General features: G+C 68.1%; 19 protein-coding genes. 15 read left to right on the forward strand and 4 right to left on the reverse strand.

Features of this window, described 5'->3' with window-relative positions; all coding sequences use genetic code 11:
* The first annotated feature begins 262 nt into the window (after positions 1-262).
* From pqqA to EEB15_RS02930, 12 genes are all read left to right on the forward strand, one after another.
* Positions 263-361 (forward strand): pyrroloquinoline quinone precursor peptide PqqA, encoded by a 99-nt coding sequence (gene pqqA / locus EEB15_RS02875; RefSeq protein ID WP_199236442.1) that lies wholly within the window; start codon positions 263-265, stop codon positions 359-361.
* A 36-nt stretch (positions 362-397) separates the two neighbouring features.
* Positions 398-1342 (forward strand): pyrroloquinoline quinone biosynthesis protein PqqB, encoded by a 945-nt coding sequence (gene pqqB, locus EEB15_RS02880; RefSeq protein WP_141508040.1) that lies wholly within the window; start codon positions 398-400, stop codon positions 1340-1342.
* Positions 1339-2106, forward strand: a complete 768-nt coding sequence (pqqC, locus tag EEB15_RS02885) for a pyrroloquinoline-quinone synthase PqqC (RefSeq protein ID WP_141508041.1) — start codon at positions 1339-1341, stop codon at positions 2104-2106. Before pqqB ends, pqqC begins: the two co-directional genes overlap by 4 nt.
* On the forward strand, positions 2103-2366 hold the full coding sequence (gene pqqD / locus EEB15_RS02890; protein WP_199236443.1) for a pyrroloquinoline quinone biosynthesis peptide chaperone PqqD: 264 nt from the start codon (positions 2103-2105) through the stop codon (positions 2364-2366). Before pqqC ends, pqqD begins: the two co-directional genes overlap by 4 nt.
* 9 nt (positions 2367-2375) lie before the next feature.
* Entirely contained in the window at positions 2376-3572 is a 1197-nt protein-coding gene (pqqE, locus tag EEB15_RS02895) for a pyrroloquinoline quinone biosynthesis protein PqqE (RefSeq protein WP_141508042.1), read from the forward strand.
* Positions 3566-4279 (forward strand): ATP-binding cassette domain-containing protein, encoded by a 714-nt coding sequence (locus EEB15_RS02900; RefSeq protein ID WP_141508043.1) that lies wholly within the window; start codon positions 3566-3568, stop codon positions 4277-4279. The genes pqqE and EEB15_RS02900 overlap by 7 nt, the downstream gene beginning before the upstream one ends.
* A gap of 12 nt (positions 4280-4291) precedes the next feature.
* Complete coding sequence (locus EEB15_RS02905) at positions 4292-5260, forward strand: PQQ-dependent catabolism-associated beta-propeller protein (RefSeq protein WP_141508044.1); 969 nt, start codon at positions 4292-4294, stop codon at positions 5258-5260.
* 169 nt (positions 5261-5429) lie between these two features.
* Positions 5430-6524, forward strand: a complete 1095-nt coding sequence (locus EEB15_RS02910; RefSeq protein ID WP_233259330.1) for a branched-chain amino acid ABC transporter substrate-binding protein — start codon at positions 5430-5432, stop codon at positions 6522-6524.
* Positions 6524-7360, forward strand: coding sequence for an ABC transporter permease (locus EEB15_RS02915; RefSeq protein ID WP_141508045.1), 837 nt, complete (start codon positions 6524-6526; stop codon positions 7358-7360). The genes EEB15_RS02910 and EEB15_RS02915 overlap by 1 nt, the downstream gene beginning before the upstream one ends.
* Positions 7357-8337: a tripartite tricarboxylate transporter substrate binding protein gene (locus tag EEB15_RS02920; protein WP_141508046.1), complete on the forward strand. Its 981-nt coding sequence runs from the start codon at positions 7357-7359 to the stop codon at positions 8335-8337. The genes EEB15_RS02915 and EEB15_RS02920 overlap by 4 nt, the downstream gene beginning before the upstream one ends.
* Positions 8334-10469, forward strand: coding sequence for a 4Fe-4S binding protein (locus EEB15_RS02925; RefSeq protein ID WP_141508047.1), 2136 nt, complete (start codon positions 8334-8336; stop codon positions 10467-10469). The genes EEB15_RS02920 and EEB15_RS02925 overlap by 4 nt, the downstream gene beginning before the upstream one ends.
* Positions 10466-11455: an FAD:protein FMN transferase gene (locus EEB15_RS02930; protein ID WP_141508048.1), complete on the forward strand. Its 990-nt coding sequence runs from the start codon at positions 10466-10468 to the stop codon at positions 11453-11455. The genes EEB15_RS02925 and EEB15_RS02930 overlap by 4 nt, the downstream gene beginning before the upstream one ends.
* Positions 11456-11464: 9 nt before the next feature.
* On the opposite strand, the gene EEB15_RS02935 is transcribed toward EEB15_RS02930, so the two are convergent.
* Complete coding sequence (locus tag EEB15_RS02935; RefSeq protein ID WP_233259331.1) at positions 11465-11785, reverse strand: high-potential iron-sulfur protein; 321 nt, start codon at positions 11783-11785, stop codon at positions 11465-11467.
* 65 nt (positions 11786-11850) lie between these two features.
* Positions 11851-13623, reverse strand: coding sequence for a PQQ-dependent methanol/ethanol family dehydrogenase (locus tag EEB15_RS02940; RefSeq protein WP_141508050.1), 1773 nt, complete (start codon positions 13621-13623; stop codon positions 11851-11853).
* Between the two features lie 257 nt (positions 13624-13880).
* Between EEB15_RS02940 and EEB15_RS02945 the strand changes: the two genes are divergently transcribed.
* Both EEB15_RS02945 and EEB15_RS02950 read left to right on the forward strand, forming a co-directional pair.
* Positions 13881-14285 (forward strand): hypothetical protein, encoded by a 405-nt coding sequence (locus tag EEB15_RS02945; RefSeq protein WP_141508051.1) that lies wholly within the window; start codon positions 13881-13883, stop codon positions 14283-14285.
* Entirely contained in the window at positions 14282-14536 is a 255-nt protein-coding gene (locus tag EEB15_RS02950) for a hypothetical protein (protein ID WP_141508052.1), read from the forward strand. Before EEB15_RS02945 ends, EEB15_RS02950 begins: the two co-directional genes overlap by 4 nt.
* Here EEB15_RS02950 and metE read toward each other — a convergent pair.
* A complete protein-coding gene (metE, locus tag EEB15_RS02955; RefSeq protein WP_141508053.1) occupies positions 14441-16861 on the reverse strand; it encodes a 5-methyltetrahydropteroyltriglutamate--homocysteine S-methyltransferase in 2421 nt (806 codons plus the stop codon). The two genes, EEB15_RS02950 and metE, sit on opposite strands and share 96 nt — an antisense overlap.
* Before the next feature lie 102 nt (positions 16862-16963).
* Here metE and EEB15_RS02960 point away from each other — a divergent pair, with 102 nt between their 5' ends.
* Positions 16964-17887, forward strand: a complete 924-nt coding sequence (locus EEB15_RS02960) for a LysR family transcriptional regulator (RefSeq protein WP_141508054.1) — start codon at positions 16964-16966, stop codon at positions 17885-17887.
* A gap of 6 nt (positions 17888-17893) precedes the next feature.
* Here the strand turns inward: EEB15_RS02960 and EEB15_RS02965 are convergent, their stop codons facing one another.
* A complete protein-coding gene (locus EEB15_RS02965; RefSeq protein WP_141508055.1) occupies positions 17894-18109 on the reverse strand; it encodes a type II toxin-antitoxin system VapB family antitoxin in 216 nt (71 codons plus the stop codon).
* Positions 18110-18147: the final 38 nt, after the last annotated feature.

The raw sequence follows: 18147 nt of genomic DNA on the forward strand, positions 1-18147 counted from the left end.
GGCGGGTGGCGGGCGGTGGGCACAAGTGCCCACCCTACGCGAGGACTCACGGGAAAACCCTGTGCCATCTCCGCACGGCCCTGTTCCGGGGTGGAGCAATCGCAACGCTGCACTCCACCCGCGCTTCACAAGCCCTCGCGTAAAACCGCCCGCGCACGCCTGCGCATAGGGGCAATCACTGTCTTTGAGCACACGCAAGCCGTCGGCATGGGTCTTGCGAAACAGAGCATGTCCTTCACGGCAATCCCGCCCCGGACTTTTGATGGCAACCCCCAAGGAGACTCTCATGCAATGGTCGCAACCCGCATTCGAAGACATGCGCTTCGGCTTCGAAGTCACGATGTACATCTCGGCTCGTTGAAGTGAAAGCCCATCTCCAACGCGCCTGCACACTGCCATGAAAATTCTCGTGCTCGGTTCAGGCGCCGGAGGGGGCTTTCCGCAATGGAACTGCAACTGCCGGCTGTGCGCCGGCCAGCGGCAAGGAGAGCTGAGCGCGCATGCGCGAACCCAGAGCTCCATCGCCGTGTCGGCCGACGGCGAATCCTGGGTCCTGCTCAATGCGTCGCCCGACATCGGCCAGCAGATTCGCAGCCACCCGCAACTTCACCCGCGCCACGGCTCGCCGCATGAACTGCGCAGCACGCCGATCAAGGCCGTGGTGCTGATGGACGCGCAGATCGACCACGTCACTGGCTTGCTGGGCCTGCGCGAAGGCCCCTGCATCGACCTCTACGCCACGCCCTGCGTGTTCGAAGACCTCACCACCGGGCTGCCGCTGTTGAATGTGCTCCAGCACTATTGCGGCACGCGCTGGCACATGTTGCCGGTGGCGGGGGACCAAGCTTGCGCCGAGTTCGAGATCGAAGGCTTTCCGTCGCTGCGCTTCACCGCGCTGGCGATCCCCGGCAAGGCGCCGCCGTATTCGCCGCACCGGCGCGAGCAGGTGGTGGGCGACAACATCGCGCTGCGGATCGAAGACCTCTCCGACGGCAAGCGCCTGTTCTATTCGCCGGGCCTGGCCGAGGTGGGCGAGCAGGAGCTGCGTTGGATGAGCGACGCCGACTGCCTGCTGGTCGACGGCACCTTCTGGGAAGAAGAAGAGATGCAGTTGGCCGGCCTGAGTGCCAAGACCGCCAGCGAGATGGGCCACCTGCCGCAGACCGCCAGCGCGGCGCGGGCCGGCATGGTCGACGTGATGCAGGCCACCGGCGCCGGCCGCAAGGTGCTCATCCACATCAACAACAGCAACCCGATCCTCGACGAGGGCAGTGCGCAACGCCGCGTGCTGGAAGCCCATGGCATCGAGGTGTCCTACGACGGAATGGAGATCTCCTTATGAACACCGAACTGTTCCGTTGTGCCCCGCCGCACGCGGATGCCCGCGAGCCCTGGAGCGCCGGGGAATTCGAGGCCCGCCTGCGCGCCTGCGAGACCGGCTATCACATCCACCATCCGTTCAACCAGCGCCTGAACCGCGGCGAGCTGCAGCCGTTCCAGGTGAGGGCGTGGGTGGCGAACCGCTTCTACTACCAGGTCAAGATCCCCGAGAAGGACGCCGCGGTGATGGCCAACTGCGACGACCGCGCCGAGCGCCGGCGCTGGGTCGAGCGCATCCTCGACCACGACGGCCGCGGTGACTTCGGCGGCAGCAACGCCGGCGGCATCGAGGCCTGGAGCCGGCTGGGCGAGGCGACCGGCCTGCGGCGCGAAGCCCTCTGGTCGCATCGCCATGTGCGGGCCGGCGTGCGTTTCGCCGTCGATGCCTATGTCAATTTCGCGCGCAACAGGCCATGGGAAGAGGCCGCCATTTCTTCGTTGACGGAAATGTTCGCGCCGAAGATTCATGCGGACCGGCTGGCGGGCTGGCCCACGCTGTACCCCTGGATCGAAGCGGAAGGCCTGGGCTACTTCCGCAGCCGCATCCCACTGGCCACGCGCGACGTCGAGCACGGGCTCGAAGTGGCGCACCGCTGGTGCACGACACGCGCGCGCCAGGAACGCGCGATCGCGATCCTGCAGTTCAAGCTCGACCTGCTCTGGTCGATGCTCGATGTCATCGAGAACGCCTACCCCGACGACCTGCCGATGGAGTCGCGGCCATGATTTCGCCAGACACGAGGCCCGCCGTGGCGACGATGTTCCGGCTGCAGTTCGAGCCGGCGCAAGGCAACTGGGTGCTGCTCTACCCCGAAGGCATGGTCAAGCTGAACACGCCGGCCGCGGAGATCCTGCGGCGTTGCGATGGGCAGCGCACGGTCGACGAGATCGTCGCTGAACTCGAGGCCGCGTTCGCGCAGACGGCGCTGCAGGCTGATGTGTGCGCCTTCCTCGGCCAGGCGCGCGCGCGCGGCTGGCTGCAGTAGGCGGGCGCAATGACAGCCGCCGCCGCACCTGCCATCCGGCCACCACTGTGGCTGCTGGCCGAGCTGACCTACCGCTGCCCCTTGCATTGCGTGTTTTGCTCCAACCCCGTCGACTACACGCGCCATGACCGCGAGATGGACACCGCGACATGGAAGCGCGTACTTGGCGAGGCGCGCGCACTGGGCGCGGTGCAACTGGGCTTCTCGGGCGGCGAGCCGCTGCTGCGGGACGACCTCGAAGAGCTGGTGGCGCATGGGCGGCAACTGGGCTTCTATACCAACCTCATCACCTCGGGCGTCGGCTTGACCGAGGCGCGCGCGAAGGCGCTGAAGGCGGCCGGGCTCGACCACATCCAGCTGTCGTTCCAGGACTCGACACGCGAGCTCAACGACTTCATCAGCTCCAGCCGCACCTTCGACTTGAAGTCGAAGGTCGCCGCCATCATCAAGGCGCAGGGCTACCCCATGGTGCTGAACTGCGTGATGCACCGCTTCAACCTGCCGCATGTGGGCCGCATCATCGACATGGCCGAACGGATGGGCGCCGACTACCTGGAACTCGCCAACACGCAGTACTACGGCTGGGCCTGGCTCAACCGAACGGCCCTGATGCCGACCGCCGAAGAACTGCGGGACGCCGAGGCGATCGTGATGGCGCATCGCGAGCGCCTCGAGGGCCGCATGAAGGTGCTGTGGGTGTCGCCCGACTACGCCGACGCCAAGCCCAAGCCGTGCATGGCCGGCTGGGGCGCGGTGTTCATGGTGGTGGCGCCAGACGGCAGCGCGTTGCCTTGCCACAGCGCGCGCATGCTGCCCGGCATCGAGTTCCCGAGCCTGCAGGACAGCTCGGTGCGCGAGGCCTGGTACGACAGCGACGGATTCAACCGCTACCGCGGCCAGTCCTGGATGAACTCAACCTGTGGCGGCTGCGACGAGCGCGGCCAGGATTTCGGCGGCTGCCGGTGCCAGGCCTTCCTGGTGACGGGCGATGCGGCAGCTACCGACCCGGTGTGCCCGAAGAGCGAGCACCGGGGCCGCATCGACGCGGTGCTGGCCGGCGCCCAGGCCGAACGCGAGCAGGCGGGGCGCTGCGGCGCGCCCGCGCAACCCCTGCGCTTTGTTCCGGGCGCGACCACGCTGGCCGGCCTGGTCTATCGCGGCGATGAGAATTCGCGAGCGCTGTCTGCCAGGCCCGAGCCATGCTGAAGCTGCGTGAGCTCACGCAGTGCTACGGCCCGCGGGTGGCGCTCAACGCACTCAGCCTGCACGTTGCGCGCGGCAGCTTCGTCGCGCTGCTGGGACCCAACGGTGCCGGCAAGTCGACGCTGTTCCAGGTGCTCACCGGCCTGTTCGCCGCCGACGCGGGCGACGTGGAAGTGGCCGGCCTGTCGATGCGCAGCCAGGCACGGCGCGCGCTGGCGCACATCGGCGTGGTGTTCCAGCAGCAGTCGCTCGACCTGGACCTGAGCGTGGCGCGCAACCTGCAGTTTTATGCCGACCTGCAGGGCCTGCCGCGCGCGGTGGCGGCCGGGCGTATCGCGGTGGACGCGGCGCGCTTCGGCCTCACCGCGGACCTGGGGCGGCGGGTGCGTGAGCTCTCCGGCGGCACGCGGCGCAAGGTCGAGCTGGTGCGCGCGCTGTTGCACCGGCCCGGGCTGCTGCTGATGGACGAGGCCACGGCGGGCCTTGATCCCGGGTCCAGGCGCGACCTGGTCGAAGGGTTGCGGCAAGAGGTGCGCCATCGAGGCCTCACGGTGCTGTGGGCCACCCACGTCGTGTCGGAGGCCGCCGGCGCCGACCGCGTGCTGGTGCTGGACCATGGTGAGCTGCTGGCCGACGGCACGCCCGCCGACGTCACGGCGGACCTGGGCGGCCCGACGCTCGAAGCCGCTTTCATCAACGCGACCCGCTGAGTTCCTGAAATCATGAAGACAATTGCCTTGTTGGCGCTGCTGCTGTCAGTCCCGCTGGCTGTCCACGCGCAGGGCAGTGGCCTGGCCTACGTCTCCAGCGAGAAGGACCATGCGATCACGATGATCGACTTGAAGACGCTGTCGGTGACGGGCACCGTCCCCACCTGCAAGCGCCCGCGCCATATGCAGCGGCTGGCCGCGGGCAAGCAGCTGATGGTCGCGTGCAGCGACTCCGGCAGCGCCGACCTGATCGACCTGGCAAGCCGCCGATCGGTCGGCCGCGTGCCGCTCGGAGACGATCCCGAAGTCTTCGATCTGTCCCCGGACGGCCGCACCGCCTATGTGTCGGCCGAGGAAGACGGTGCACTCAACGTGTTCGACCTCGCGCGCAGGAAGCTGATCAAGAGTGTGCCCCTGGCCAAGGAGCCGGAAGGCGTGAAGGTCTCGGTTGACGGCAAGCGCGTGTACGTCACCTCCGAAGTCGCGAACATGGTTCACGTGGTGGACACCGCGACGCTGCAGGTCGAGAAGAACATCCCTGTGGGCAAGCGCCCGCGGCGCTTTGCATTCGCCGCCGACGGCAGCGAGCTATGGGTCACCAATGAACTAGGCAGCAGCGTCAGCATCATTTCGCTGCGCGAGCTCGCGGTTGTGGCCACCGTGGTGTTCGCAGTCAAGGGTATGCGCGCCGACGACATCACGCCGGTGGGCCTTGTGCCGTCGCCTGACGCCAAGACCATGTACGTGGCGCTCGGCCGGGCCAACCACGTGGCTTTCGTCGACGTGGCGACCCGCAAGACGAAGCAACTCGTGCTGGTCGGCAAGCGCGCCTGGGGCCTAGCGGTCAACCGCGACGGCTCGCGGCTGTTCGTGGTGAACGGCCTGTCCGACGACATGACGGTGGTCGACACGGCGAGCGCCAAGGCGCTGAAGACGTTGCCCGTCGGCCGCGTCCCGCACACGGTGGTCATTGATGATTGAACGGACTTTCTCCCTCTCCCTCTGGGAGAGGGCAGGGGTGAGGGCGGCGGCGGGTGCCCTCACCCTAACCCTCTCCCAGAGGGAGAGGGGACAAGTCCGGCGTGCCCTGGCAGGAGCCGCGCTGGCCCTTGCATTCAACGCCACCGCAGCCACGTTGACATTGGGCGTCGTGCAGCGCGCCGATGACGAACGGCTTGCGCCCCAGCGCGTGGCGCTCGCGTACCCAGGCCAGCCTGGAGGGCCGGCGGCCGAAGCGGTCGAAATGGCCGCGAAGGAAAGCCAGTTCGAACTCGATGCCGCCAGGCTGCGCGTCGTCGTCGACGTGCGCGCCGCACGCAGCGCCGACGAGGCCAAGACGATGCTGCAGCAGCTCGCGAAGGCCGGTGCCGCCGGTGTCGTGCTGGACCTGCCGGCAGGGTGGATCACCGCCGCGGCGCCGACTGTCGCCATGCCGCTGATCAATGCCGGCGAGAGCGCCGAAACGTTGCGCCAGGAGGGCTGTCGGCCGCATCTGTTCCACACGTTGCCGGGTGAGCGCATGCGCGCTGACGCGCTCGCGCAGGCTTTGCTGGCACGCCGCTGGACGCGCGTGCTGCTGCTGCACGGCAGCAGTGCCGATGACGCGGCGCGGCTCGCGCAGGTGCAGGCCGCGCTGAAGCGTTACCGCCTGACGCCGGTCGCGGTGAAGGCATTCAAGCTTTCGGCCGACCCGCGCGAGCGCGATCTTGCCAACCCGCTGCTGCTCACCGGCATCGCTGCGGGCGGCGAGTATGACGCCGTGTGGGTCGTCGACAGCGACGGTGAGTTCGCGCGCACGTTGCCCTACCGCACCGCGCTGCCGCGCCCCGTCGTGGGCGACGCCGGCCTGTCGGCGCAGGCCTGGGCGCCGCGCTTCGAGCGCTACGGCGCGCCGCAGCTGGAACGCCGTTTTTCGCGTACCGCCCACAGGCCGATGACCGGCTTCGATTGGGCCGCCTACATGGCGGCCAAGGCACTGTTGCAGGCGGCGCTGGAACAAGCGGCCGGGCCGAACGCGGCGCAGGTGCTGAAGGCATTGAGCCGGCCGGACTTCACGCTGGACGGCTTCAAGGGCGTGCGCCTGGGCTTTCGCGCCTGGGACCGGCAACTGCGCCAGCCGCTGCTGCTCACTGACGGGGTTGCCGTGGTCGGCAGCGCGCCGGCCGAGGGCGTGATGCACCCGAAGAACGTGCTCGACACGCTGGGCACCGACGCGGCCGAGTCGGCCTGCAAGGCGGGGTTGTGATGCAGGACGCACGCAACCACACCGCCGCGCATGCGCTGCAGGCCCTGCGCGCCATCGTGCTGCGCGAGCTGTTCAAGTTCGCCCAGCAAAAGGGGCGGCTCATCTCCGCGCTGGTGCGCCCCGTGCTGTGGCTCGCCGTGTTCGCGGCGGGCTTTCGCAACGTGTTCGGTGTCGCCATCGTCGATCCCTACGATACCTACATCCCCTATGACCTGTACATCGCGCCCGGGCTCATCGGCATGGTTCTGCTGTTCAACGGCATGCAGTCGTCGCTGGCAATGGTCTACGACCGTGAGATGGGGCTGATGCGCCTGCTGCTGACGGCACCGCTGCCGCGCTGGTGGCTGTTGCTGGCCAAGCTGCTAGCCACGGCGCTCCTGAGCCTGGTGCAGGTACTGGCCTTCGTGGTGGTGGCCGCGCTGCTCGGCACGACGCTGCCGATGGAGCCGCGCTCGCTGCTGCACGCGCTCGCGGCCACGCTGGCCGCCGCGCTGATGCTGGCGTCGCTGGGGCTGCTGCTATCGGTGTACGTGCGGCAGCTGGAGAACTTCGCCGGCACGATGAATTTCGTCATCTTCCCGATGTATTTCCTGTCCACCGCGCTGTACCCGCTGTGGAAGCTGGAAGAGTCGGGCGCAACCTGGGTGTGGCGTGCTGCGCAGTTCAATCCGTTCACCCACGCCGTGGAGTGGATTCGCTTCGCGCTCTATGCCAAGGATCCCGGAATGGCGCCGCTGGTCGTGCTGGCCACGCTGGCCCTGTGCTTCGCGCTGGCCTGCTGGGGCTACGACCCGCAGCGCGGCTTCGGCAGCCTGACGCAGCGGGGGTCGGCATGATCTCGCGACGCCGTGTCCTGTCCTGCGCTGTGGCGACCGCGGTCGCGGCGCCCTGGGTTCGTGCCCAGCCCGGCAGCGATGCATCATTTCCGCAGCGCCCCATCTCGCTGTGGGTGCCGTGGCCGGCCGGCGGTGGCACCGACCTCACGCTGCGCCTGCTGGCCGAGCTGGCCGGCCGGCAACTGGGCCAGAGGATCGTGATCGAGAACCGCGGCGGCGCCGGTGGAACGCTGGCGATGCCGGTGCTGCAACAGGCGCAGGCCGATGGCTACACCCTGGCGCAGATGCCGCAGCCGGTGTTCCGCGCGCCGCACACGCAAAAGGTCGGCTGGGACCCGATCCGCGACACCACCCCCATCCTGCAGATCAGCGGCGTGACCTTCGGCGTGCTGGTGCCGGCGGCCAGCGCCTTGCGGAGTGTCGAGGACCTGCTGGCCTACGCCGCCGCCCACGCCAGTGAGCTGAGCATCGCCACCAATGGCATCGGCACCACGCCGCACATGGTGCTGGACGAGCTGTTCGCGCGCCGGGGCCTCACCTACATCCACGTGCCCTACAAGGGAACCGCCGAGCAGATGGTGGCGGTGTCATCGGGCCAGGTGATGGCGGGCGTCAATTCCAACGGTTTTGCACCCTACGTCGATTCGGGCCGGCTGCGCCTGCTGGCCACCTTCGGCTCGGCGCGCACCCGGCGCTGGCCCAATGTACCGACCCTGAGCGAGCTGGGCCACGGCATCGTCGCGATGTCTCCCTATGGCCTGGCCGGGCCGCGTGGATTGCCTGATGTGGTCGTGCGTACGCTGCATGATGCGTTCAAGACGGCCCTGTTCGACCCCGCGCACATCGCCGAGCTGGCCCGCTTCGACCAGGAGGTCGCCTACCTGGGCAGCGCGGACTACGGGCGCAGCATGCGCGAAGCCTTTGCCGCGGAGCGTCGCGCCGCCCAGCGGCTGGGGCTGGCGCTCGGCCCGGGATGACGCGCGCGAAGCCGGGCTGGCGTGACCGCATCTGCCGGGCACTGCTGGTCGCAGCGATGCTCTGCCCGGCGAGCGCCGCGCAGGCCGGCGTGATGACGAAGGCCATGATCCAGGAGCGCTTTCCCTCTCCGCTGATCGTCGGCGAGAAGGATCCGCAACTGCCGGTATGGCCGATCTTCAAACAGGACGCCACCACGACACGGCTGGCCGGCTATGTGTTCGAGTCGATCGACCTGGCGCCGATTCCCGGCTTCTCTGGCACGCCGCCGAACCTGTTGGTCGCGCTGGATGCCAAGGGTGTATTCCTCGATGTGCGCGTGTTGTCGCAGCACGAGCCGGTCTTCCTGGACGGGCTGGGTGAGGCGCCGTTGCGGCGCTTCGCCCTGCAGTACAAGGGCTTGTCGCTGCAGCAGAACATCAAGATCGGCTCCGGCAGCCGTCGTGGCGAGGAGGGCGACGGGGCCAACGCCCACATCGACGGCGTGGCGAAGGCGACCGCGTCGGTGCGCATCATCAACCAGACCCTGCTGTCGGCGGCGTTGCGCGTTGCCCGTGCGAAGCTGGGCTTCGCCGCCGGCCGCGACCCTGACCGGATTGCCCGCGTGCGGCGCGACACCTACGCACCAATGGACTGGGACGCGCTGCTGCGAGCCGGGCTCGTGCAGCGCGTGCGACTCACGCGCGGCGCCGTGGAGCGGGCTTTCGCCGGGAACGGCATGGACGCAAGCCAGGGCGCACCGGACGACGCCTTCGCCGAGCTGTACGTCACCTGGCTAAACGCGCCGGCCGTCGGGCGCAACCTGCTAGGCGAGGCGGGCTGGCAGCGCCTGCTCGGGGGCATCGACGACGGCGACCACGCCTTCCTGGTGATCGGCACCGGCAGCTACAGCTTTGTCGGCGACGACTTCGTGCGCGGTGCGGTGCCCGACCGTCTCGCGCTGCGGCAAGGCGAGCTGCCGATCGAGCTGCGCGACCTCGACGTCGACGACGCGCTGAAGCTGCCGGCGGCGCTGCTGCGCGCCGACACGAAGGTGTTCCGCGTCATCGGCCCAGCCGGGCTGGACCCGGCCCGGCCGCTGGACTTCGCGCTGCGCGTCACGCGCAGCAGGGGCGCGCTTTATCCCGAGCGCGTGAGCCGCGACTTCCCGGTTCGCTACGAGCTGCCGGCAAGCCAGGTGCAGCTGCCGGACAGCGACGGCAAGTCGTGGCATGGCATCTGGCGCGCGCGCGCGTGGGAGCTGGGCGTGCTCGGCGCGGCCCTCGCGCTGCTGGCGTTCGTGCTGGCGCGGCCTGCGTGGCTGGTGGCCGACGAAACGCGGCTGGCGCGATGGCGCACCGGCTACCTGATGTTCACGCTGCTGTTTGTCGGCTGGTTCGCGCAAGGGCAGTTGTCGATCGTCAACATCACCGCGGTGCTGCAGGCACTGCTGGTGGGGCGCGCCCTTGGCTTCCTGCTTTACGACCCGATCAGCCTTTCGCTGTGGGCATTCGTCGTGGTGACGCTGGTGCTGTGGGGCCGCGGCACCTTCTGCGGCTGGCTGTGCCCGTTCGGCGCGTTGCAGGAGCTGGTGGCCCAGCTCGCGCAAGCTCTGGGTGTGCGGCGCCGGCGCCTGCACCGCGATGTCGATGCCAGGCTGAAGGCCATCAAGTACCTGCTGCTCGCAGGCATCCTGGCCGTTGCCGCCGCCTCGCCCGCGTGGACGGACCGGGTCGTGGAGATCGAGCCTTTCAAGACCGCGATCACGCTCAACTTCGTTCGTGCGTGGCCCTACGTGCTGTGGGCGGCAGGCCTGGTCGTCGCGAGCGCGTTCGTCTACAAGGGTTTCTGCCGCTACCTGTGCCCGCTGGGTGCCGGCCTGGCCCTCTTGGGCCGCGTGCGTGTGCTGCGCTGGATCCCGCGGCGCAGTGAATGCGGCACGCCGTGCCAGACCTGCCGCCACCGCTGCGACTACCAGGCGATCCGGCCTGGCGGCGCCATCGTGTACGAAGAGTGCTTTCAGTGCCTCGATTGCGTCGCCATCCACCACAGCGAGGAGCGTTGCCCGCCCCTGATCGCGAAGCGGCGCGAGCGCGTGTTCGTCCTGCGGCCCGCGCCCGCCCGCAGCGGCGACCCGAGAGGGCGCGCGCCATGAAGCGGCAACGCTTCCTGCGCGCCACGCTGGGCCTTGGCGCGCTGGCGGTGCTTGGCGGCAACGCCGCGACCGGCCCTCCCTTGCTGTGGCGGCGCCGGACGCTGCTGGGCTTTGGCACCACGCTTTCGCTGCAGGCCGCGCACGCGGACGCTCGGACGCTGGATAGCGCGCTCGATGCGGGGGTGGCTGCACTGCGACGCATCGAAGCGCAGATGAGCCTGTTCAACCCGACGAGCGCGATTTCGCAGTTGAACCGCGATGGCATGCTGGCAGCCCCGCCGGCCGAGTTGCGCGAGGTCCTGGAGATCGCGCAGGCCATCTCGCGCGGCAGCGACGGCGCGTTCGACGTGACGGTGCAGCCGCTGTGGCAGGTTTTCGAGGCGGCGCAGCGCACCGGCCACCTGCCCGACGCCCGCGAAATAGACGCCGCGCGCGAGCGTGTCGGCTGGCGCGGCCTTGAACTGTCCGGCGAAGGAGTGCACCTGCGCCGCCCCGGCATGGCCGTGACGCTCAACGGCATCGCGCAGGGTTATGCGGCCGACCGGGTGCGCCGCGTGCTGGTGATGCACGGTATCCGCCACGCGCTCGTGGACACAGGCGAATTTGCGACACTCGGCCACAACGCCAACGCGCGCCCCTGGACGCTGGGCATCGCGAACCCCCGCGATGAGGCGGCGCTGATCGCACGGCTGATGAGCGACGGCCGCTGCATCGCCACATCGGCCGACAGCGTAACGAGCTTCAGCGCCGACCGTCGGCACCACCACATCTTCGATCCTCGCACCGGCTACTCGCCACCCGCCCTGGCGGGCGTGACGGTCGCGGCCGGCAGCGGCGCGATCGCCGACGCGTTGACCAAGGTGATGTTCGTCGCCGGCCCGCGGCGCGCGTTCAGCGCGGCGCGGCAGTGGAACGCCGACGTCCTGTGGGTCGACAAGGCCGGTGGATGGCGGGCCACGCCCGGTCTGCGTCTTACCGGCGCATGAGCGTGGGCGTCAGCCTGGCTTCTTGGCCCAGGCGGCGCACCAGCCCGCGGCGGCGATGTGCTTGCGCCCGAACATCGCGCAGCCGCCCCATGCGTCGCCGGCGCCGCCCTGGAAGAACGAGCAGTTCGAGCAGAGCTGCGCCGAGCTGTGCTTTGGATAGCGTTGCCGGTCCACCTTCTGGGTGTCGTGCTTGTAGCCGAGTGCCACCGCCGTGTCATCGGCCTCTTCGACGCGCGACGGCGCCGCATGCGTCAGGGCGGGGGCCGCAAGCACGACGCAGCCGCTTGCGATCGATCGGGTAATGAAAATGCGCCGGGTTGTCTCTCTCACTTCAATCTCCAACAACAGTGGGTCGCCCCGCATACCGTGCGGGGCGACGCCGGGTTTACAGCCTGTCAGTTCGCCTTCGCGACCTTCGAAGGGGTGGCGGCCTTGGGGATCTTGAACACCCACACCATCCCGCCCTGCTCGAGGAAGTTGACCTTCTTCGCGACCTCGCCGCCCCACAGCGGAACGGCGCCGCCCCAGCCGGAGACGACGCTCACGTACTGTTCGCCGCCCTGCTGCCACGTCACCGGCGGCGCGACCACGCCGGAGCCGGTCTGGAACTCCCACACCACCTTGCCGGTCTTCGCGTCGGCCGCCTTCAGGTAGCCCTCGGGCGTGCCCCAGAACACGAGGTTGCCGCCGGTCGTCAGCACGCCACCCCACAGCGGGGCGCCGTTCTTCACTTCCCAGACGATCTTGCCGGTCTTCGGGTCCACCGCGCGCAGCGCGCCGATGTAGTCGTCGTTGATGGTCTTGATGGTGAAGCCGGCGCCGAGGTAGGCCGCGCCCTTCTTGTAGGCGACCGGCTCGTTCCAGATCTCCATGGCCCACTCGTTGGCCGGCACGTAGAACAGCTTGGTGTCCGGGCTGTAGGCCATCGGCATCTGGTTCTTGCCGCCCAGGAAGCTGGGCGCCGAGACGATCGAGCTGCCCTTCTTGCCGTCGCCGCTGGCGGTCGGGTCGCCGGGGCGGTTCTCGGCGATGAAGTTGGGTTTGCCGGTCTTCAGGTCGATGCTGCTGGCCCAGGTGGTCTTCCTGACGAAGGGGAAGGCGTTGAGCAGCTTGCCGGTGGTGGCGTCGTTGACGTAGAAGAAGCCGTTGCGGTCGGCCTTGCCGCCGACCCGCTTGCCGTCCATGTCGAAGGTGACGAACTCGTTCACGCCGTCGAAGTCCCAGCCGTCGTTGGGGGTGTTCTGATAGTGCCACTTGATCTGGCCGGTCTTCACGTCGATGGCGACGGTGGAGCACGAGAACAGGTTGTCGCCCTTGCGCAGGTGGCTGTTCCACGGCGCCGGATTGCCGGTGCCGAAGTAGGCCAGGCCGGTCTTGCTGTCGTAGGTGCCGCCCAGCCAGGTGGCCGCGCCGCCGGTCTTCCACAGGTCGCCCGGCCAGCTCTGGTTGGTGGTGCCGGAGATGCCGGCTTCCTTGCGCGTGCCGTCGGCGTCGTAGGTGTAGCCCATATGGCCTTCGACCGTGGGGCGGCTCCACACCAGCTGCCCGGTCTTGGCGCTGCGTGCTTCGACGCGGCCCACCACACCGAATTCGCCGCCGGAGACGCCGGTGAGGATCAGCCCGTTGGCGATGATCGGCGCGGCGGTGGCCGAGTAGCCGGCCTTGTAGTCGTCGATCTTTTCCTTCCAGACCACGTCGCCGGTGTCCTGGTTCAACGCGACCAGCTGCGCGTCGAGCGTGGCGAAGATCACCAGGTTGTCATAGAGCGCGGCGCCGCGGTTGACCACGTCGCAGCAGGGCATGATGCCCTCGGGCAGGCGGTGCTCGTACTTCCAGAGCTTCTTGCCCGTGGTCGCATCGAGCGCGAACAGCCGCGAGTAGGAGGCGGTGACGAACATCTTGCCGTTGTGGATCAACGGCTGCGATTCCTGGCCACGCTGCTTCTCGCCGCCGAACGAGAACGCCCACGCCGGCGCGAGCTTGCCCACCGTGGCGGTGTTGACCTGCTTGAGCGGCGAGTAGCGCTGGCCCTGCGTGTTCAGGCCCCAGGTGAGGACGTTGCCGGTGGCGGTGGCTTCGTTTTCGATCATCTGATCGGTCACTGCGGCGTGGGCCGTGGCGCTGGCCAGGGCGATGGCGATGAGAACTGTCAAGAGCTTCGGTTGCATGGAGTCTCCTAGAGGGGGGGTCGCGAATTGGACAGGCCACATTGGCCGGTTCCCGGGCTCTGAAGAGGGCAAGGCCCATGCCATGCGCCGGCCGGGCCCTATGGACGCGGCGACGCGACGGATTGGCCGTCAACGGTTCGGGTTTTCCCGCCGGATTGCTACAGCCTTGAGCAGGTGTTGCGACAGAGACCGTGACAGCACGCCACAACTTCCGACGATTCGAACGGCTATAGTCCAAACCTCGGAGGCTCTTCTGAATGATTTGGCTTGCCGCTGTTGCCACTGTGTGTGTCGCTGCGCTGGTGATCTTCGCACTGGTCGCATCCTCCCAACATCGCGCACATCAAGACGAAATGCTGGCCGAGTTCCGGGCCCTCAATTCGGCATTGGTCCAGGGGCGATTTGGAACGTCGGAACCGGCTGCGAGCGGGACTTGGCATCGCGTGCTGGCCAGTGAGGAGAGACTGATCGTCGCCGCCGGAACACGAGCCCTGCTGGGCCTGCAGCATGCCCTCACACTGGAAGACGAGCACGGACAGCGTTGGCGGGTTGTGGCCGCGCATCAGTTGGGGACGAACCCCTATCTTGACGTGCGGGAGCTGGAAGCCGAGCCGATGCCGCAGCCATATCCTTCGCATCAACCATCCAACGACATCCCATGAAATTCATCTCCGTTCACGTTCGCAACTCCATCGTGATGCACGGCTACACCGATGGCAATGCCGAGATCACCGAGGAAGTCAAGGACGAAGAGTTTGTCGAAAAGCTGCTTTCCGTCGAGCGCATCCAGTCGATCTCGGAGAAGTACCTCCTTGTTTCATCGTCCCACGGACGCGTTCTCTACTGGGAGTACAAAGGCGGCCTCGCGGCCATCTCCAGAAGGCTTGCCGATGCCGGCCTCGTGGTGCCCTGACCCAAGGTTCACCCGCACCGCCTTCGCCGCCTGCACCATGTGGGCCAGTGCCTGCTCGGTCTCCGGCCAGTTGCGGGTCTTCAGGCCGCAGTCGGGATTGACCCAGAGCTGGCCCGGTTCGATCACACGGGCCGCCTTCTCCAGCAGCGCCACCATCTCGCCCACCGTCGGCACACGTGGTGAGTGGATGTCGTACACGCCCGGCCCGATCTCGTTGGGGTACTTGAACTCACCGAAGCCGCGCAATAGGTCCATGTCCGAGCGGCTGGTCTCGATGGTAATCACGTCCGCGTCCATCGCCGCGATCTCGGGCAGGATGTCGTTGAATTCCGAGTAGCACATGTGGGTGTGGATCTGGGTCTCGTCGCGCACACCGCTGGCAGTGACGCGGAAGGCCTGCGTCGCCCATGCCAGGTACGGCTTCCAGCCGACGCGCCGCAGCGGCAGGCCTTCGCGGATGGCGGGCTCGTCGATCTGGATGATGGCGATGCCCGCCTGCTCCAGGTCGCAGACCTCGTCGCGGATCGCCCAGGCGAGCTGCCGGGCCGTGGTGCTGCGCGGCTGGTCGTCGCGCACGAACGACCATTGCAGGATGGTGATGGGCCCGGTCAGCATGCCCTTCATCGGCTTCTTCGTCAGGCGCTGCGCATAGACCGTCCAGTCCACCGTCATCGGCCGGGGCCGCGCCACGTCGCCGTAGATCAGCGGCGGCTTGACGCAGCGCGAGCCGTAGGACTGGACCCAGCCGTTGGCCGTGAACGCGAAGCCGTCAAGCTGCTCGCCGAAGTATTCCACCATGTCGTTGCGCTCGGCTTCGCCGTGCACCAACACGTCGAGACCCAGGGCTTCCTGCTTGCGAACCGCCAGGGCGATCTCAGCTTGCATGGCTTCGCGGTAGCGCGCCTCATCGAGCGTGCCGCGCTTGAATGCGGCGCGCGCGGCGCGGATTTCCGTAGTCTGCGGAAACGAGCCGATGGTGGTCGTCGGCAAGGGCGGCAAGGCCAGCCGGGCGCGCTGCTGCTCCTGGCGCATCGCAAAGACCGAGGCACGCCGGTCGGCGTGCGGAGCCGCTTGCGCGAGGCGAGCCGCGACCGCCTCGCGGTGCACACGCGGGCTGGCGCGGCGTGACGCCACGGCTGCGCGCGAGGAGTTCCATTCGGCCTGCACCGATGCTTCGTCGCCGTTCAACATGGCGCGCAGCACGCGCAACTCTGACAGCTTTTCCACGGCGAAGGCCAGCCAGGACTTCAGCTCCGCGTCGAGCCCGGTCTCGGCCTGCAGACCGAAGGGCACGTGCAACAGCGAGCACGACGGCGCCAGCCACAGCTCGCCTCGATGCTTCTCGGCGACAGACCGAATCCGTGCCAGCGCGGCGTCGAGGTCGGTGCGCCAGATGTTGCGCCCGTCGACGATGCCCAGCGACAGCACCTTGTGGCTGGGCAGCCAGTCGGTCACGCCCGTCAGGTCTTCGGCCGCGCGCACCGCGTCCACATGCAAGCCCGCCACCGGCAACTGGCATGCCAGGCGCAGGTTGTCGGACAGCGGCGAGAAATACGTGGCCAGCATCAGCTTGACGCCGCCGCGCGCCAGGCGCCAGTACGTGCGTTCGAAGGCGTGGCGCCATTCGTCCGGCAGGTCCAGGCCGAGGATGGGCTCGTCGATCTGCACCCACTCCACGCCCTGCATGCGCAGGCGATGCAGAATTTGCTCGTAGACCGGCAGCAGCTTGTCCAGCAGGCTGAAGCGGTCGAAGCCGGCCTGCTTTTCCTTGCCGAGCCAGAGAAAGCTCAGGGGACCGAGCAGCACGGCCTTGACCTTGTGGCCGGCTTCCAGGGCTTGCGCGACTTCATCGAACAGCCGCAAAGAGGCGAGGTGGAACTCGGTGTCGGCGTGGAATTCCGGGACGAGGTAGTGGTAGTTGGTGTCGAACCACTTGGTCATCTCCAGTGCGAAGCGGCCACCGGCCGTTTCATGCGCGCAATCGCAGCCGGCGCCGTGGCTGGAATGCTGCCCCGCTTGCGTGCCGCGGGCCATGGCGAAGTAGCGATGCAGTTCCGGCTCCTCGCCCGTGAAGCCGAAGCGAGCCGGCTCGCATCCCAGCATCTGAATATGGTTGGCGACGTGGTCGTAGAAGGCGAAGTCGCCCACCGTCACGAAGTCCAGACCAGCGGCCTTTTGCACGAACCAGTGGCGGGCGCGGAGCTCGGCGCCGACGGACTCGAGGGCCTGTGCATCGATGTCACCGCGCCAATGCTGCTCCAGCGCGAATTTCAGTTCCCGGTGCGCGCCCATGCGCGGAAAACCCAGGGTGTGTGTGCGGGCCATGCCTTCATCCTTCGTTGTTCTGCGTGTTCAGGAGGTCGATGGTCCGGCAATCTGCACTATTATTCAAACGAAAGATATTGCCGTTCAACGTGAGAATTTCTAATGGCCCAATCCGTCCTTGAACTGCGCCACCTGCGCACGCTGGTGGCCCTGCGCGACACCGGCAGCCTGGTGCGGGCGGCGCAACTGCTCAACCTCACCCAGTCGGCGCTGTCGCACCAGGTCAAGCTGATGGAGGACTTCTACGGCGCGGCGCTGTTCGAGCGCAAGTCGGTGCCGCCGCAGTTCAGCACTGCGGGCTTGCGGCTGCTGGCCCTGGCCGACGGCGTGCTGCCGCAGGTCGACGAGGCCGAGCGCGACGTGGCCCGCCTCGCGCGCGGCCGCGCGGGGCAGTTGCGCATCGTCGTCGAGTGCCACACCTGCTTCGACTGGTTGATGCCGGCGATGGACGCCTTCCGCGCACGCTGGCCCGAGGTGGAACTGGACATCGTCTCGGGCTTCCATCCGGACCCGATCGCGCTGGTGCTGCAAGACCGCGCCGACGTCGCCATCGTGTCCGATCAGGACGCGGGCGAGAGCGTGGACTTTCACCCGCTGTTCAGCTTCGAGATCGTCGCGCTGCTGGCCAACGACCACGCGCTGGTGCGCAAGCCGCATCTCACGGCGAAAGACTTCGCCAAGGAAACGCTGATCACCTACCCCGTGCCCGACGAGATGCTGGACTTGGTGCGCCAGGTGCTGGAGCCCGCCGGCATCAAGCCCGCGCGCCGCACCACCGAACTGACGGTCGCCATGCTGCAACTGGTGGCCAGCGGCCGCGGCATCGCGACGCTGCCGGTGTGGGCGGTGCAAAGCTACCTGGACCGCGGCTATGTGACCGCGCGCCCGGTGGGCCGCAAGGGCCTGACCGGACACCTCTACCTGGCCTGCACCGCCGCCACTTCCAGCCGCCCCTGGCTCGCCGACTTCGTGGCGGTGACGCGCGAGACGAGCTTTCTCACGCTGAGCGAGATCGAGCTGCTTTAGGGACGATCAATCCTTCACTCTTCGGCGCGCTACGCGTCCGTGAGCACCCTTGGGCACGTCATCCCAAGGCAACTTGCCACGCAGCGAAAGGATTTCGCCGTACGCTGCGCGACGCACCAGCAGCCGCAAACCCGCGTCCACCGCGTCTTGCACGGAGCTGAACGGTCCGGCCTTCATGGCGGCCTGGAGCAAGGTGTCGTCGATCGCGAGGTTGATGCGCATGATCGTTTGACTGTACCCGCCCTGCGCCGCTCAAGCAA

The sequence above is a fragment of the Ramlibacter sp. WS9 genome (assembly GCF_003797765.1).
Taxonomy (GTDB): domain Bacteria; phylum Pseudomonadota; class Gammaproteobacteria; order Burkholderiales; family Burkholderiaceae_C; genus Ramlibacter.